Annotated in this window: 12 protein-coding genes; 5 read left to right on the top strand and 7 right to left on the bottom strand. The window is 64.6% G+C overall.

Annotation, left to right across the window (positions count from 1 at the left end):
- Positions 1–2 precede the first annotated feature (2 nt).
- From A6V37_RS33005 to nirB, 5 genes are all read right to left on the bottom strand, one after another.
- On the bottom strand, positions 3–680 hold the full coding sequence (locus A6V37_RS33005; protein ID WP_064268038.1) for a type IV pili methyl-accepting chemotaxis transducer N-terminal domain-containing protein: 678 nt from the start codon (positions 678–680) through the stop codon (positions 3–5).
- Between the two features lie 68 nt (positions 681–748).
- Entirely contained in the window at positions 749–2,116 is a 1,368-nt protein-coding gene (locus A6V37_RS33000; RefSeq protein WP_064286766.1) for an MFS transporter, read from the bottom strand.
- A 191-nt stretch (positions 2,117–2,307) separates the two neighbouring features.
- Entirely contained in the window at positions 2,308–6,501 is a 4,194-nt protein-coding gene (locus A6V37_RS32995; protein ID WP_064286765.1) for a bifunctional nitrate reductase/sulfite reductase flavoprotein subunit alpha, read from the bottom strand.
- Between the two features lie 43 nt (positions 6,502–6,544).
- Complete coding sequence (gene nirD / locus A6V37_RS32990; protein WP_064268035.1) at positions 6,545–6,898, bottom strand: nitrite reductase small subunit NirD; 354 nt, start codon at positions 6,896–6,898, stop codon at positions 6,545–6,547.
- Between the two features lie 40 nt (positions 6,899–6,938).
- On the bottom strand, positions 6,939–9,479 hold the full coding sequence (gene nirB / locus A6V37_RS32985) for a nitrite reductase large subunit NirB (RefSeq protein ID WP_064268034.1): 2,541 nt from the start codon (positions 9,477–9,479) through the stop codon (positions 6,939–6,941).
- Here nirB and A6V37_RS41040 point away from each other — a divergent pair.
- Positions 9,456–9,737, top strand: a complete 282-nt coding sequence (locus A6V37_RS41040; RefSeq protein ID WP_131799873.1) for a hypothetical protein — start codon at positions 9,456–9,458, stop codon at positions 9,735–9,737. The two genes, nirB and A6V37_RS41040, sit on opposite strands and share 24 nt — an antisense overlap.
- Before the next feature lie 414 nt (positions 9,738–10,151).
- The gene (gene cobA / locus A6V37_RS32980) at positions 10,152–10,979 is read left to right on the top strand and encodes a uroporphyrinogen-III C-methyltransferase (RefSeq protein ID WP_064268033.1); all 828 of its coding nucleotides are present in this window, start codon (positions 10,152–10,154) and stop codon (positions 10,977–10,979) included.
- A 105-nt stretch (positions 10,980–11,084) separates the two neighbouring features.
- On the opposite strand, the gene A6V37_RS32975 is transcribed toward cobA, so the two are convergent.
- Together A6V37_RS32975 and A6V37_RS32970 are read right to left on the bottom strand one after the other, a co-directional pair.
- A complete protein-coding gene (locus A6V37_RS32975; protein WP_064268032.1) occupies positions 11,085–11,573 on the bottom strand; it encodes an NUDIX domain-containing protein in 489 nt (162 codons plus the stop codon).
- Between the two features lie 77 nt (positions 11,574–11,650).
- A complete protein-coding gene (locus tag A6V37_RS32970; protein WP_064268084.1) occupies positions 11,651–12,535 on the bottom strand; it encodes an MOSC domain-containing protein in 885 nt (294 codons plus the stop codon).
- 331 nt (positions 12,536–12,866) lie between these two features.
- Between A6V37_RS32970 and A6V37_RS32965 the strand changes: the two genes are divergently transcribed.
- The 3 genes from A6V37_RS32965 to A6V37_RS32955 all read left to right on the top strand — a co-directional run bounded on the left by A6V37_RS32965 (position 12,867) and on the right by A6V37_RS32955 (position 15,854).
- Complete coding sequence (locus tag A6V37_RS32965) at positions 12,867–13,100, top strand: hypothetical protein (protein ID WP_131799872.1); 234 nt, start codon at positions 12,867–12,869, stop codon at positions 13,098–13,100.
- A gap of 45 nt (positions 13,101–13,145) precedes the next feature.
- A complete protein-coding gene (locus A6V37_RS32960; RefSeq protein ID WP_064286764.1) occupies positions 13,146–13,550 on the top strand; it encodes a heme-binding protein in 405 nt (134 codons plus the stop codon).
- 129 nt (positions 13,551–13,679) lie between these two features.
- Complete coding sequence (locus A6V37_RS32955; protein ID WP_064268029.1) at positions 13,680–15,854, top strand: malate synthase G; 2,175 nt, start codon at positions 13,680–13,682, stop codon at positions 15,852–15,854.
- Positions 15,855–15,883 lie beyond the last annotated feature (29 nt).

The raw sequence follows: 15,883 nt of genomic DNA, 5'->3' as shown, positions 1-15,883 counted from the left end.
TCTCAGCCCTCCTTCGCCGCTGTTTTCTTCACAAAAGCGCTCACCACCGCCTCCAGTTCCTTCGTGATCGTGGTCATCACCCCCGCCACGACGGCGAATTCGCGGCCGGTCACCTGCGCGCGGCTCGCCACGATCTGACCATTGAACGAGACGATATGGGCCTCCTTCGCGATCGCCTTGATCCGCTCGATCAGCGCCTGCTGCTCCTTCTTTTGCTGACGTGCAATGCGCCGGCTTTCCTGTTCATAGACGGCGGTGACGTCGTGCAGATGTGCCAGTAACGGATCGACGGCTTGAATCAACGCGGTCAGCGCCGCTTCCGCGCGCGGCGAAGCCTGGCCGATCGCTTCCAGCGCTGCCGTCGCCAGCGTGATGAAATTCGCAATCCGCGCAGCCACCTTGCCGCTGCCGTGAAACGCGTCGCGCAACGCGGGCGAAAACAGCCCGGGCAAACCGTCGCGGCCTTCCACCAGCATCGTGTGACTGTCTTCGAAGGTCCGCAAGGTCTCCCGCGCGGTCGCGAGTGCGCCGTCGAACTGCTGAAACGCCAGCATCGCCTTCAATACGATGCGTTGCGACAGCATCCGCTGCCGCCCCGCCAGATTGATCAACGAGCTCAGCACCTCACTCGTGACTTCCACTTCGCGCGGCGCCTGAACCCGTTCTATCGTGATGCTCATATCCACTTCTTGCGATGTCGATTGGTCTCGTCGCGCGATGCCCGCGCCGAAACGCGGGCCGTCTCGCGTTACTCCGTGGCGTGCGCGTGCATCACACCCGTATTCATCGACCACGCCATCCACGGACGGCGCAACGCCACGATGGCGACGAACGCACACGCGGCCAGCGTGCCGAACGTTGCAAAGCCCATCTGATAGCTCCCCGTGCTTTCTTTCGCGATGCCCATCACGACCGGCAGATAGAAACCGCCAATGCCACCCGCAGCGCCGACGATGCCCGACATCAGGCCCGTGCGTCCGGCCCAGCGATGCGGAACCAGCTGGAACGTCGCGCCATTGCCGAGACCGAACGCCACGTACAGGCACAGCAGCAGCGCGATGCCGCCCACCATGCCAGGCATGACCGCGGCGAAGATGAAATCGCCCACCGAGATGATCGCGAGCAGTAAGGTCAGCGCGCGCACGCCGGACACCTTGTCAGCGATCAGGCCGCCAAGCGGGCGCACCATCGCGCCGGTCGCGGCGAGCAAGGCCATGAAGAGGCCCGCGTCGATCTTCGAGAGTTGATAGAGGTTGGTCAACAGCAACGACACGTACGAGGACATGCCGACAAACCCGCCGAACGTGATGCTGTAGACCAGCATGATCGCCCACGTGTCACGCTCGGCGAGCACCGCGCGGTAGCGCTGGGGCAGCACGGCGATGGCGAGCAGCGCGCCGATCACCGGCAACAGCAGCACACCGGCCTTGCCCGCGCCGAACAGGCCGGCTTCGACCAGCAGCACGAGCACGATCAGACCAACCAGCGTCACCGCGAAGCTGCCGAAGGCACGCAGCACGCTGCCCGTTTTGACGCTCGAATCGTTGGCCCAGAAGTAGAGCGTGATCGCCGCGATCGCCAGCAACGGCAGTGCACCGCCAGCGGCCATCTGCCAGCCATAATGCGTGGCCAGTTGCGGGAACAGGAAACCGTCGAGTACCGCGCCGATATTGCCGGCCGCGGCGAGCCCCAGCACGAGGCCCTGCACCTTCGGCGGATAGTTGCTGCCGGCCATCGGCAGCGCCACGGCGAAACTCGCGCCTCCGACTCCGAGGAACACGCCGAGCACCAGCAGCACCGTGTACGACGGCACCGACGGCAAGAGAGGCAGCACGATGGTCGGCACCGCGGACAACAGCACCCCCATCAACGCAATGCGTTTGCCGTGCGCGGATTGATACAGATTGCCGAGCGTCACGCGCAGGATCGCCGCAGAGAGAACAGGCACGGCAACCAGCAGACCTTGTTGAGCGGGCGTCATCGCCACGCTCTTGCTGATGAACGGCGCAAGCGGCCCGTACAGGACCCAGACGGTGAAGCCGGTGTCGAAATAGAGGAAACACGCCACCAGCGCGCGCCAGTCTCCACTCTTCAGGGAGCTCATCACGTTTTTCATCAGATATCCTTAAAAAACTGATTTTCGACTATCCGGCAGATTGCGCTTCGCGCGACGCACCGGAATGATCACGATGTTGAAAACTGACCAGGATACGCAACCTTCATGCCATTGAGGCGCGTCTCTTGAAACCGACTTCTGAACCTTCGCAAAAGCGCGTGCGATGCGTTTCAACGCACCTGCTCCCGCCATCAATAAACGTCGCGTGCGTAGCGCTTTTCCTGCGCGAGACGGCTCACGTATTCGTTCGCCTTCTCTTCGCTCATGCCGCCGTGCAGCGAGACCACTTCCTTGAGCGCCGCGTCGACGTCCTTCGCCATCCGGTTGGCGTCGCCGCACACGTAGAAGTGCGCGCCCTGCTCGAGCCACGACCACATTTGAGCGCCCTGCTCGCGCATGCGGTCCTGCACGTAGATCTTCTCGGTCTGATCGCGTGAGAACGCCACGTCGAGACGCGAGAGCACCCCGCTGTCGCGCATCGCTTCGAGTTCATCGCGGTAGTAGAAATCGGTAGCAGCATGCTGCTCGCCGAAGAACAGCCAGTTGCGCCCCTTGTCGCCGCGTGCACGGCGTTCGTGCAGGAAGCTGCGAAACGGTGCAACGCCGGTGCCGGGACCGACCATGATCATCGGCGTGTCGGAACTGTGAGGAGGACGAAAGTGTGCGGACTTCTGCACGAACACCGGCACATTGACGTCGCCGGCGCGGTCGGCGAGAAACGTCGACGACACGCCTTTGCGATGCCGGCGGCCATTGCTGTAGCGCACGGCGGCAACCGTCAGATGAACCTCGCCCGGATGCGCTTTCGGACTCGAGGCGATCGAGTACAAACGCGGTTGCAGACGCTTGAGCATGCCGGTCAATTCCGTGGCCGTGAGGCTCGCCGGAAATTCGTGGAGAACGTCGGCGATCTGCTGGCCCCACAGCCACTGCTTGAGGTCGACCTTGCGTTCCGGCGTAAGCAGATCGCGCAGCGCAGCGTTGTTGCTGCGGGCGGCGACGAACGCCAGCAGGTCCGGGTTCGGGCGCGCGATTTCGTAGTGCTTGCCGAGTGCGTCGGCGAGGCGCATTTCGCCCGCGCCCGCCACGTTCACCGTGGCGTTCGCACTCAAGCCGCTCAAGCCGATCAGCTCGTCCACCAGTTCGGGACAGTTGCTCGGCCACACGCCGAGCGCATCACCCGCTTCGTATTCAAGGCCCGAGTCGCCGGTGTTCAGCGAAAAATAGCGCGTGTCCTTGGCCGCACCCTGCCGGTTCAGGCGCAGATTGCTCACGAGCCGCGACGCGGCCGGACGCGTCTTGCTCGGCACCGCGCCCGGCACGACCGCGTTGATCATGCCGTCCGGTGGCACCGCATGCAGCGCCGCATCTTCTTCCTTGATGCGCACGATGATGCGTTCGAGCCACCCGTCCGCGCTCTCCTGATACTCGCTGTCGCAATCGACGCGGTCCATCAGACGCAACGCGCCTTGTGCGGCGAGCCGCTCGTCGAGCCGACGGCCGTGGCCGCAGAAGTCGTCGTAGTTGCGGTCGCCGAGTGCGAGCACTGCGAAGCGCACGCCGTCCAGACGCGGCGCGCTGCCGCCGCCCAGTTGCGTCCACAGGCTTTGTGCATTGTCGGGCGGATCGCCGTCGCCGAACGTGCTCGTCATCATCAGCACGTATTGGGCTTTGACGAGCGTCGAGATCTGGTAATCCGCCATGCACGACGTACGGATCTCAAAACCGGATTCCATCAAACGCGTGGCATAGCGGTCGGTGAGCGATTCGGTGTTGCCGGTTTGCGAGGCCCACAGCAGCGTGACCTTGGGGCGTGCGCGCACGATGCGCACACCATGCTCCGAAGCGGCCGGCAGCGTAGCGGCCGATGCGGGGCGCGCGGCGCTCGTGCTGCGGCTATAGAGACCGGCGAGCAGACCGTCCACATAGAGACGGCTGGCCGACTCGAGCGGTGCATTGCCCGGCAGAACCGGCACGCTGTCGATGATCTGCTCTTCTGCCGAACGCAGTCCGCTCACGAAGCCGGCCAGATAGGCCCGCTCCGTGTCGGTGAATGACGGCGCGGGCGTGGGTGGCAATTGCAACAGACTGGTGAGTGCATTGATACGAGGCATATCCAGATCCTTGGCGTTTGCCGATACGGTATTTGCCGGAAGCGCGCTCGCGGCAACGGCAACAGCCTCGTCGATGAGCGTCTCATCGGTGCTACGCGGAGCCGGCTCGATGTGTTCGACCACTACCGGGCTCAGCGCAACCGCGCAGAATTTAAGTTCGGGCTGCTGCGAAACCGGATCGATCGCGTCGCTCGTCACCGCGTTGACGCACAGGTCGTCGCCGAAGACGTCGTTCCAGTGCATCGGCGCAAAACAGTTGCCGGGGCTCACGCGGTCCGTCACTACCGCCGGCAGCACCGCGCGGCCGCGGCGCGAGCGAATCTCGACAGAGTCCGCCGCCTCGATGCCGAGCGTGGCGGCGTCTTCGGGATGAATCTCGACGAACGGGCCGGGGTTCAGCTTATTGAGCATCGCGACCTTGCCGGTCTTGGTCATGGTGTGCCATTGATGCTGCAAGCGGCCGGTGTTCAGCACGATCGGAAATTCACGGTCGGGCAATTCCGCCGGGGCGACATAAGCGCGGGCGAAGAACATGGCCTTGCCGCTCGCGGTCGGGAACACGAGGCGCGGACGGCTGCCGTCGGGACCTTCCTTCAGCGTCTGGCTCACGCCGTCGTTGAGGTAGCGAACCGGATTGCGATCGGCCGAGTCGTCCGAGGCAAGCGGCCATTGCAGCGGTGTCTCTTTCAACCGGCGATGGCTCGCGCCGCGCAGGTCGTAGCCGGTTTTCGGATTCGAAGCACGCGTGATTTCGGCGAAGATCTCCTCGGCGCTCGCGTAGGTAAAGGCATCGGCGAAACCCATTTCGCAGGCGACCCGCGCGATGATCTGCCAGTCCGGCAGCGCGGCACCCGGCGGCTCGATGCCCTTTTGCATCAGCGTGAGGTTGCGCTCGGAGTTGATCATCACGCCTTCGGCTTCGGCCCAGAGCGCGCCGGGCAGCAGCACGTCGGCGTAGCGATTGGTCTCGGTGTCGAGGTACGCGTCCTGGGCGATCACGAGTTCCGCCGCGCGCAAACCGTCAATCACATTCTGGCGATTGGCGACACTCGCCACCGGATTCGTGCAGATGATCCAGCACGCCTTGATCTCGCCCGCAGCCATCCGCGAGAACATGTCGATCGTGCCGTTGCCGACCTGGGTGGTCAGCGTGCCGTCAGGAATGCCCCACAGGTCCTCGATAAACGCGCGGTCTTCCGCGACCAGCACCGAGCGCTGGCCCGGCAAGCCCGACCCCATGTAACCCATTTCGCGGCCGCCCATCGCGTTGGGCTGGCCCGTCAGCGAGAACGGGCCGCTGCCGCGGCGGCAGATCTTGCCCGTCGCCAGATGCAGATTGCAGATCGCGTTGGTATGCCACGTGCCGTGCGTGCTTTGATTCAGGCCCATGGTCCAGCAGCTGATCCATTCCTTCGCGGTGCCGATCATCCGCGCGGCATCGCGAATGGACTCGACTGACAGGCCCGTGATTCGTGCGACGTTGTCCGGCGTGTAGTCCGCGAGAAACGCGGGCATCGCCTCCCAGCCTTCGGTGGCTTCAGCGATAAATGCTGCGTCCGTATGGCCGTTTTCTTGCAGCAGATGCAGCAGGCCGTTGAGCAACGCGAGATCGGTGCCCGGTTTGATCTGCATGAACAGATCGGCCTTCTCCGCTGTGGTGTTGCGGCGCGGATCGACGACGATCAGTTTGGCGCCGGCTTTCACGCGATCCATCATGCGCAGGAACAGAATCGGGTGACAGTCGGCCATATTCGCGCCGATCACGAAGAACAGATTGGCGTGGTCGATGTCGTCGTACGATCCCGGCGGGCCATCCGCGCCGAGCGACAGCTTGTAGCCGCTGCCCGCGCTCGCCATGCACAGGCGCGAGTTGGATTCGATGTTGTTGGTGCCGACAAAGCCTTTCGCCAGCTTGTTGACGAGATACTGCGCCTCGATCGACATCTGTCCGGATACGTAGAACGACAACGCATCCGGTCCGTGTTCGTCGAGCAAGCCGCGCAACCGCGCCGCCGTGGTGCTGAGCGCCTCGGCCATCGGCAACGGCGCCGGGTCCTGGCCGCGCGCATGACGCACGAACGCGTCTTCGAGCCGCCCCGATTTGCGCAAGGCGACGTGTGCCGACTGGCCCTTCGTGCACAGCCGGCCGAAGTTGGCCGGATGCTCCTTGTCGCCGGCGATTTTCACGACCTGGCCGTCCTCGACGTGCAGCACCATTCCGCAGCCAACGCCGCAGTAGGGGCACACGGTTTTTACGGTAGTGGCGGACATGGCGGGCAAGGTCTGTGGAAAGGGTTGGCGGAAAAGCGGTCAGTCAGATTTCGACCCACACCTGGCCGTTTTCCACTCGCGCGGCGAACGCGCTGACGGAATATCCCGGTGTTTCGAGGCACTCGCCGGTGCGCAGATCGAAGTGATGCTTGTAGATCGGCGAGGCGACCACGACGCGTTCACCGAGATTGCCGATCAGCCCGCGCGAAAGCACCGCGGCCTGCGAGCCCGGATCGAAGTTCTCGATCGCGTACACGATGCCTTCAGGCTCGCCGTTGTCCACATGGAACACCGCGACCTGCTCGCCCTTGACGAGCGCGCAGACACCCGTGTTGGGCACGATGTCGTCGAGCGGGCAGATGGCGGTCCAGGACAGAGGCAGGCGATCGTTGTTCATGGCGGGACTCCTCAGTGAAGGTGATAAAACACGTTTGAATTCAGACTGTTTCGGCTACGACCGGAATCGTGGCGAGCTTCGAGCGCCGCTCGGCCACCGTGGCCGGCCGGATCTGCCCGCGCTCTTCGACGAAGGTGACGTTGGCATCCGATTCGCCGCTGTTCACGAAGTGACGGAAACGCTTGCGGGTTTCGGGATCGTTGACGGCCTTCTTCCACTCGCACTCGTAGGTGGCGACCACGTGTTGCATTTCCGTTTCGAGTTCATCGGCTACGCCGAGGTGATCGTTGACCACCACGTCGATCAGATAGTCAAGGCCGCCCTCGAGGTTGTCGCGCCAGACGCTGGTGCGTTGCAGGCGGTCGGCGGTACGCACGTAGAACATCAGGAAGCGGTCGATGTAGCGCACCAGCGTGTCCTTGTCGAGGTCCGACGCGAGCAGTTCCGCATGGCGCGGCTTCATGCCGCCGTTGCCGCACACGTAGAGGTTCCAGCCTTTGTCCGTGGCGATGATGCCGACGTCCTTGCCCTGCGCTTCCGCGCACTCGCGGGTGCAGCCCGATACGCCGAACTTGATCTTGTGCGGCGTGCGCAGCCCCTTGTAGCGGTTCTCGAGCTCGACCGCGAGACCCACCGAATCGCCCACGCCATAGCGGCACCACGTCGAACCGACACACGACTTCACGGTGCGCAGCGACTTGCCGTATGCATGCCCCGACTCGAAACCGGCGGCGATCAGCTCTTCCCAGATGCGCGGCAATTGTTCGACGCGCGCGCCGAACAGGTCGACGCGCTGACCACCGGTGATCTTGGTGTAGAGGCCATATTTCTTCGCGATCTGGCCGACCGCGATCAGCCCGTCCGGCGTCACTTCGCCGCCCGCCATGCGCGGCACCACCGAATAGGTGCCGTCGCGCTGGATGTTGGCGAGGTAGTAGTCGTTCGTGTCCTGCAGCGAGGCGTGCTCTTTCTTCAGCACGAACTCGTTCCAGCACGACGCGAGAATGCTCGCCACCACCGGTTTGCAGATATCGCAGCCGAGCCCGTGACCGTGCTTCGAAAGCAATTCACCGAAGCTGCGCACGCCTTCCACGCGCACGATGTGATACAGCTCCTGGCGCGAATACGGGAAGTGCTCGCACACGTGGTTGTTGACCGCGAGGCCCTGCTTCTTCATCTCGGCCTTCATCACCTGCGTGACGAGCGGCACGCAGCCGCCGCACGCGGTGCCGGCGCTCGTCGCGCACTTGAGCGCGCCGATGTCGGTCGCGCCTGCGCCTACCGCGGCGCACAGCTCGCCCTTGGAGACGTTGTTGCACGAGCAGATCTGCGCGGCGGCGGGCAAAGCCTCCACGCCGAGCGCGGGCTTCGCGCTGCCGTCCGCTTGCGGCAGGATCAGGAACTCAGGCGATGCCGGCAGCTCGATGCGGTTCAGCATCATCTGCAGCAGCGTGCCGTATTCGCTGGCATCGCCGACCATCACGCCGCCCAGCAGATACTTGCCGCACTCGGAGACCACCAGCTTCTTGTAGAGCTGCTTGCGTTCGTCGCTGAACTGATACGCGCGGCTGCCCGGCGTGTTGCCGTGCGCGTCGCCGATGCTTGCCACATCCACGCCCATCAGCTTGAGCTTGGTGCTCATGTCGGCGCCGGCGAACTCGACGGCCTCGCCCACCAGCTGTTTCGCCACCGCGCGGGCCATGTCATAGCCGGGTGCGACGAGACCGAAGAGCTGCCCGTTCCACAGCGCGCACTCGCCGATCGCGTAGATGTGCTCGTCGCTGGTGCGGCAGGCGTTGTCGATCACAATGCCGCCGCGCGCGCCAAGCGTCAGACCGCAGGCTCGCGCAAGGTCGTCACGTGGACGAATCCCCGCGGAAAACACGATCATGTCGGTGTCGAGATGGCTGCCGTCCGCGAATTGCATGCGGTGCGTGCCCTCTTCGCCGTCGACGATCGCGCTGGTGTTCTTCTGCGTGTGCACCGTCACGCCGAGTTCTTCGATCCTGGTGCGCAGGACGCGGCCCCCGCCCTCGTCCACCTGCACGGCCATCAGACGCGGCGCGAATTCGACCACATGCGTTTCCAGGCCCATATCGCGCAGCGCCTTCGCGCATTCGAGACCGAGCAGCCCGCCCCCGACCACTGTGCCGGTCTTCGAGCGCGCGCCGCACTCCTGCATCGCCTCGAGGTCGTCGATGGTTCGGTAGACGAAGCAATCGGCGCGCTCGCGGCCCGGCACCGGCGGCACGAACGGATAGGAGCCGGTGGCGAACACCAGTTTGTCGTACGGCAGCGTTTCGCCGGTCGACACCGTCACGGTGCGCGCTTCGCGATCGATCGACACGGCCTTCGCGTTGAGCTTGAGCAGCACGTTCTGGCGCTCGAAGAAACCCGGCTCGACGAGCGACAGGTCGTCCGCCGTCTTGCCCGCGAAGAACTCGGACAGATGCACGCGGTCGTAGGCCGGCCGCGACTCTTCGCACAGCACCGTGATGTCGAGGCCATGCGCGGCGTCCTGGGCGAGGCACTCGACCAGTTTGTGACCGACCATCCCGTGACCGATTACGATGATTTTCATGAGCGCGGTTTCCTCAATGTGCTGGGCTTGGTGCGCCGCCCTGGGGCATCGGGCGAACGCGATTCCGGAAATAAAAACGGCGTCCCGCGAACCCAGTCGATGCCGATGACTGAATTCGGGGGACGCCGTTGTCCTGACCTGTATTGCGGCGAGCACTTTGTGTTGCACTCGCGCCGGATCCACGTTGATCCGATGGCTGGGTGTAACGCAAAGGCTGTGCCAATTGCTTTTTATTTCCTTGCAACGTCCGTGGCATAAGGGTTTGCGGCCAGTCGGGCGAGTCTGTTATGAAGTTTGCCCAAGGCTCGTCTTGATGCAGCCAGGCACACGGATGGTGCGACGCAGCACTGTGCACGTGCGAAGTGCGGGCACGCGAGCGGTGCGTCCGGTACGCGTTTTCAGGGCTATTTGCGAGGCGCGGCGGGGTATCGGGCGTGTCTAGCCGATGGGTGGCGTGGTACTTGCATAAAGCTCGGCTAGGCCGTTGCGGCAACGCAGCCGGAACGGCATGAAGCACGGCATAAAAGCACGGCATCGAAGCCAGGCATTCATCAGGCAGTAAGCGGACAACGGCGTCCCCTCGTGATTCTCACGAGCGGACGCCATTTTTTATTGGGCGCGGCGCAGCAGGCAGCAACCGCGCCGGCAGACAGAGAAAGTAAGGACACCGCGATGAACACGAACACCGGCAAGGTCACTCTATTGAGCGCAGGCCCAGGCGAGCTCGACCTGCTCACGCTCAAAGCCGCCCGCGCGCTCGCGGCCGCCGACGTCGTGCTGCTCGACGACCTCGCGAATCCCGAGATCGTGACGCTGGCGCCACAGGCGCGTGTTATCCGGGTCGGCAAACGCGGCGGCTGCCGCTCGACGCCGCAGGCGTTCATCGAGCGCCTGATGCGGCGCTATGCGCTCAAGGGCCTGCACGTGGTGCGGGTGAAAGGCGGCGAAGCGCTGCTGTTCGGGCGCGCCGGTGAAGAACTCGCGGTCTTGCGCGGCGCGGGCATTCCGGTGGAGATCGTCAATGGCATCTCGTCGGGTTTCGCCGCCGCCGCCGGACTCGGTATGTCGCTCACGCACCGACGCCATTGCCACGGTGTGAGCTTCGTCACCGCGCACACCGAGGATCACGGCGAGCCGGACTGGGCCGCGCTGGCGGCGACCCGCACCACGCTGGCGATTTATATGGGGATGCGGCGCATCGACAGCATTGCTGGTGCTTTGCTTGCGTGTCTGCCGGGTGATACGCCGGCCGCTGTCGTGCAATGGGCCGGAGGCGCTAACGAGCGGCGGTTGCTAAGCCGTCTGGACCAGGTTGCGGCTGCGGCGAGCCGCGCGGGGTTTGGCAGTCCAGCGGTGATTCTGGTAGGTGGCGCGGTTGGGGAAAGCGTGGCGTTTGCCGAGGCGGTGGACGGGGCACGGGACGATGCTGCGGCGCTCCAGCAGGATGAAAGGCGGGCTGAAGCACGTACGGCGCGCGAGGCGGTCGCGCGTGCCGCGTGAACTGAGCAGTCCAATAGGCATCGCCTCCCACGATCGACCCATGCAGCTCTGGAAACCATCAGGAAACAGCCAGCCACCATCGCAAGGATTGCCAGGTACAGCCAACTACCGGCTGAGATCTTTGCCGAGAAACATAGCGACCGGCGCAGTCAGCGCGATGCTGTGCAATTCCTCCGGCGACGCGAGCCGCGCGGCGATGATCTCGCGGTTATCAAGCCGCAGCTCCGGCAGGCGATCGAGGTGCAACTCAAAGAAATGCACCCGGTCCCGCCGCCCGTCCCAGATGCCGCTGACACTGCCCGCGGGGCTTAATGGGTGCGACGGGAGACCAATCTCCTCCTCCAATTCGCGCTGCGCCGCCAGGTCCGGCGACTCGCCGGGATGGATGCTGCCGCCAGGCAAACCCCACTCAGTCCGGTACGATGACTTCACCAGCAACAGCGCCCGCCCGACGTAAATGGCGACCAGCGCGCCCTCATGGTGAGGCCGCCGAAGGTGCCACCAGACGCGAGCGAGCCGAAATCCGAGCCAAAGCGCCATACGCCAGACTGAGTCGATCAGCAGAGCCAGTCGCGTTCGCTCAACGCTTGGCATGAGGTCTCTCCTTTCGTTTCATGGTCAGGCGCGCTGCCGGTCGCCGGGTTCGTGTGGCTCGGGTCATGCCGCGTCGGTCATTGGAAATCCCCGAACCCCAGCTCCGCTTCCACCACTTGCCCCACGCGCAGCCACGCCCCGGCTCCGCTCGCAACGAGCGCGTTGTTGCCGAACGTGATCGCGCCGCCGCGCTGCGGATTGGCCCGGTAGGTGCTCATCGTGTCGGTCGGTTCGTGCGGCCATGCTGGATCGGGCGCCCCCTTTGCCTGGTCGATGGTGGGCATCGGACAGCGCGCGCACAGCTTGACCAGTTGCAGCTGCACGCCCTCACCCTCGCCGCCGCCTTCGACGCTGAGGGTCTCCACATAGTCCTCTTCGTAGGCGTCGAGCCCCTCCAGCACGACATTGGGACGGAAGCGGTCGATCGGAATTGACGGCGCGCCCTTGCTGTTCAACCGCCGGTTCAGATCGTCGAGCGACGCCTGGCCGATCACCAACAGCGGAAAACCATCGGCGAAATGGGTGGTGGCGCCGCCGACGCGCTCCGTGTAATCCGGATCGACAATCCGCTCGCGCTCGGGATTGAAACGCAACAGCCGCGCCGGCACGCCGAGAAAGCTCGAGAACCAGGCCGCGCTGGCTTCGCCGGTGTCGAGACCGTACGCCGCGTCGCCCCAAACCTCGGTCTGCACCGCGCGCGGCGCGTCGAGTTGCGCGGCGTCGAGCGGCGTGCGCAAGTCGCTCATGCCAGGCGCGCGAATCACCAGGTCCTGCTCGCCGAGCTCGACCTTGATCAGCGCCATGCGTGGATAGGCGCGCTGCGTGAGCATGGCGCCGGCCGCATCCGTGACCATCCAGCATCGGTCGTATTCGAGGCCGGTGGCGAACAGGCGTGCTTCGCGCAACGCGATGCCCGCGCAGGATTTGATCGGATAGACGAACAGCTCACTGATGGTCGGCATGGTGGGGTGGCGCACGTGGGAACGCGTGCGCATTCTTCAGTTCAAAACCCGATTGTAAAGCGCGACGGACTTTCCCTCCCAGCCCGCCGGCCGCAACCTCGCGCGCGAGGCCCGTGCGAAACCCCTTGTACCGCGTGGCTTCGCCTGCGCCCGGGTTCGACGCGCCGCTGAATACCCCCTATGCGCCGCCGCCGTTACATCCGGCCGCACTTGGACGTAAAATCCCTCTGCGTAGCGCCCGATTATTCCCTGAATGCGCCACAGGTCGGCCCCGCGCGGGCCACGGCGCACTGTCCACGCGCCGTGGCCGGCTATCGGCGCCGGCGCCATCGTGCAAGCCGCGAACGGCGGTGGCGCGTTCATCAAGGAATCGGGGCACCCGCTGCGCAACGACCTTCGCTATGCGTCACGAGCGCAGCGGGTCAGAAAGACGGCGCGAGACACCTTCGAGGGATGGGCCACCGAGCCGCTCGAGCCGTTGCAGGCAAACCTTGCCAGGGCAGACACGGTCAACTATCCGTTGCCAGATGCATCTGAACGGCGCCGGACGCACGCCACCGGATAACACTTGTAGAAGATTCCCTACCATAAACGAACTAGGAAATTCATTATGCTGAGCAAACCCGTGCTGACCGTTGCCGAAACGACCCGAATCCTCGAAGCCGCCCGTGCGGAAGCCGAGAAGAACCAGTGGGCCGTTGCCATCGTGGTGGCCGACGACGGCGGCCACCCGCTCGGAATGCTGCGTCTGGACGGCAGCGCGCCGGCCAGTTCGTACATCGCGACGGAAAAAGCCCGCACGTCGGCCATCGGCCGCCGCGAAACCAAGGTCTACGAAGACATGATCAACAACGGCCGCACGGCCTTCCTGAGCGCGCCGCTGCAAGGCACGCTGGAAGGCGGCGTGCCGGTGATCGTCGACGGCCAGGTGGTCGGCGCGGTCGGCGTATCGGGCGTCAAGTCGGATCAGGACGCACAGATCGCCAAGGCCGGCATCCAGGCCATCGCCGCCTGAGGTCGCATGGCGTCGAATGCGAGTTTGCAGCGCGTTTGACGTGACAGTCATCAAAGAAAGAAGCTAACCCGTTGCACAACGCGGGCCGGTGCCCCCTCATCGGCCCCATTCAGATAGATGGAGCAGTCGATGACTCAGATGAACCCGCGCGGCGGACTGCAAGTCGCCGCCAACCTCGACCAGTTTGTCGAAACCGAAGCCCTGCCCGGCACCGGGATCGACAGCGCCGCATTCTGGTCGGGTTTCGACGCCCTCGTGCATGAGCTGGCGCCCAAGAACCGTGCGCTGCTCGCCGAGCGCGACCGTCTGCAAACCGAACTCGACAATTGGCATCGCGCAAATCCGGGTCCGATTCGCGATCTGCGCGCCTACCGGGCGTTTCTCGAAGGCATCGGCTACATCGTGCCCGTGCCTGCCGGCGTCAAGGCCACGACCGACCACGTGGACACCGAGATCGCCGAACAGGCCGGCCCGCAGCTCGTCGTGCCGCTGTCGAATCAGCGCTATGCGCTGAACGCGGCAAACGCGCGCTGGGGCAGCCTGTACGACGCGCTGTACGGCACCGATGCGATTCCCGAGACCAACGGCGCCGACAAGCAGAAAACCTTCAACCCGGTGCGCGGCGCCGCGGTGATCGCCTATGCCCGCAAGTTTCTCGATCAGGCCGCGCCGCTCGCGAACGGCTCGCATGCCGACGCGACGCGCTACAGCGTCGACGGCGGCAAGCTGACCGTCACGCTCGCGAATGGCACGAGCGCATTGCAGACGCCGGCGCAGTTCATCGGCTATCAGGGCGACGCGAGCGCGCCGTCCGCCGTGCTGCTGAAACACAACGGCCTGCACTTCGAAATCCAGATCGACGCGAACGATTCGATCGGCAAGACCGATTCGGCGCACGTGAAGGACGTGGTGGTGGAAGCGGCGGTGAGCACCATCATCGACTGCGAAGACTCGGTCGCGGCCGTGGACGCCGACGACAAGGTCCAGCTCTACCGCAACTGGCTCGGCCTGATGAACGGCGACCTGGCCGAAGAAGTCACGAAGAACGGCAAGACTTTCACGCGCCGGCTCAACGCCGACCGCGAGTACACCGGCGCGGACGGCAAGACGTCCGTCAGGCTGCATGGCCGCTCGCTGCTGTTCGTGCGCAACGTCGGCCATTTGATGACCAACCCGGCGGTGCTGACGAAAGATGGCCACGAGATTCCGGAAGGCATTCTCGACGCCGTCGTCACCACGCTGTGCGCGCTGCACGACCGTCGCCACAAGCTGAACTCGCGCACCGGCTCGATCTATATCGTGAAGCCGAAAATGCACGGCCCGGCCGAAGTCGCGTTCGCGAGCGAGCTGTTCGCGCGCGTCGAAGATCTGTTGAAGCTGCCGCGCAACACCATCAAGATGGGCATCATGGACGAGGAGCGCCGCACCAGCGTGAACCTGCTCGCCTGTATCGCCGAAGCTTCGGAGCGGGTGGCGTTCATCAACACGGGTTTCCTCGACCGCACCGGCGACGAAATGCACTCGGCCATGCAAGCCGGCCCGATGATGCGCAAGGGCGACATGAAATCGAGCGCGTGGATTACCGCGTACGAGCGCAGCAACGTGCTGGTCGGTTTGAGCGCGGGCCTGCGTGGCCGCTCGCAGATCGGCAAGGGCATGTGGGCGATGCCGGACCTGATGCACGCCATGCTCGAACAGAAGATCGCGCATCCGAAGGCCGGTGCGAATACCGCATGGGTGCCCTCGCCGACCGCCGCGACGCTGCATGCGCTGCACTACCATCAGATCGACGTGCAGGCTGTCCAGCAGGAACTGGAGCGCACCGATTACGCGAAGGTGCGCGACGAACTCCTCGACGGCCTGCTGACGATTCCGGTGGTGGAATCGGCCAAATGGAGCGACGATGAAATTCGCGCCGAAATCGACAACAACGTGCAGGGCATTCTCGGCTACGTGGTGCGCTGGATCGATCAGGGCGTGGGTTGTTCGAAGGTGCCGGACATTCACAACGTCGGCCTGATGGAAGACCGCGCCACGCTGCGAATTTCCAGCCAGCACATCGCCAACTGGCTGTATCACGGCGTGGTGAAGCGTGAACTGGTCGACGAGACGTTCAGGCGCATGGCGAAGGTGGTCGACGCGCAGAATGCCGGCGACCCGCTCTACAAGCCGATGGCGCCGGGCTTCGACACGATCGCGTTCAAGGCCGCGCAAGCGCTGGTGTTCGAAGGACGCCAGCAGCCGAGCGGCTATACGGAACCGTTGCTGCACAAGTTCCGGCTGGAAGTGAAGAAACTGGGTTGATGGTGAATTGGCCGGGCCGTGCGTGAAGC

Source organism: Paraburkholderia ginsengiterrae, from assembly GCF_001645125.1.
In the GTDB taxonomy this organism is placed as follows: domain Bacteria; phylum Pseudomonadota; class Gammaproteobacteria; order Burkholderiales; family Burkholderiaceae; genus Paraburkholderia; species Paraburkholderia ginsengiterrae.
This window is presented reverse-complemented; position numbering and strand designations above follow the sequence as displayed.

Coding starts and splice junctions, on each gene's coding strand:
- A6V37_RS33005 (WP_064268038.1), bottom strand. CDS start 680: ATGAGCATCACGATAGAACGGGTTCAGGCGCCGCGCGAAGTGGAAGTC.
- A6V37_RS33000 (WP_064286766.1), bottom strand. CDS start 2,116: ATGAAAAACGTGATGAGCTCCCTGAAGAGTGGAGACTGGCGCGCGCTG.
- A6V37_RS32995 (WP_064286765.1), bottom strand. CDS start 6,501: ATGTCCGCCACTACCGTAAAAACCGTGTGCCCCTACTGCGGCGTTGGC.
- nirD (WP_064268035.1), bottom strand. CDS start 6,898: ATGAACAACGATCGCCTGCCTCTGTCCTGGACCGCCATCTGCCCGCTC.
- nirB (WP_064268034.1), bottom strand. CDS start 9,479: ATGAAAATCATCGTAATCGGTCACGGGATGGTCGGTCACAAACTGGTC.
- cobA (WP_064268033.1), top strand. CDS start 10,152: ATGAACACGAACACCGGCAAGGTCACTCTATTGAGCGCAGGCCCAGGC.
- A6V37_RS32975 (WP_064268032.1), bottom strand. CDS start 11,573: ATGCCAAGCGTTGAGCGAACGCGACTGGCTCTGCTGATCGACTCAGTC.
- A6V37_RS32970 (WP_064268084.1), bottom strand. CDS start 12,535: ATGCCGACCATCAGTGAGCTGTTCGTCTATCCGATCAAATCCTGCGCG.
- A6V37_RS32960 (WP_064286764.1), top strand. CDS start 13,146: ATGCTGAGCAAACCCGTGCTGACCGTTGCCGAAACGACCCGAATCCTC.
- A6V37_RS32955 (WP_064268029.1), top strand. CDS start 13,680: ATGACTCAGATGAACCCGCGCGGCGGACTGCAAGTCGCCGCCAACCTC.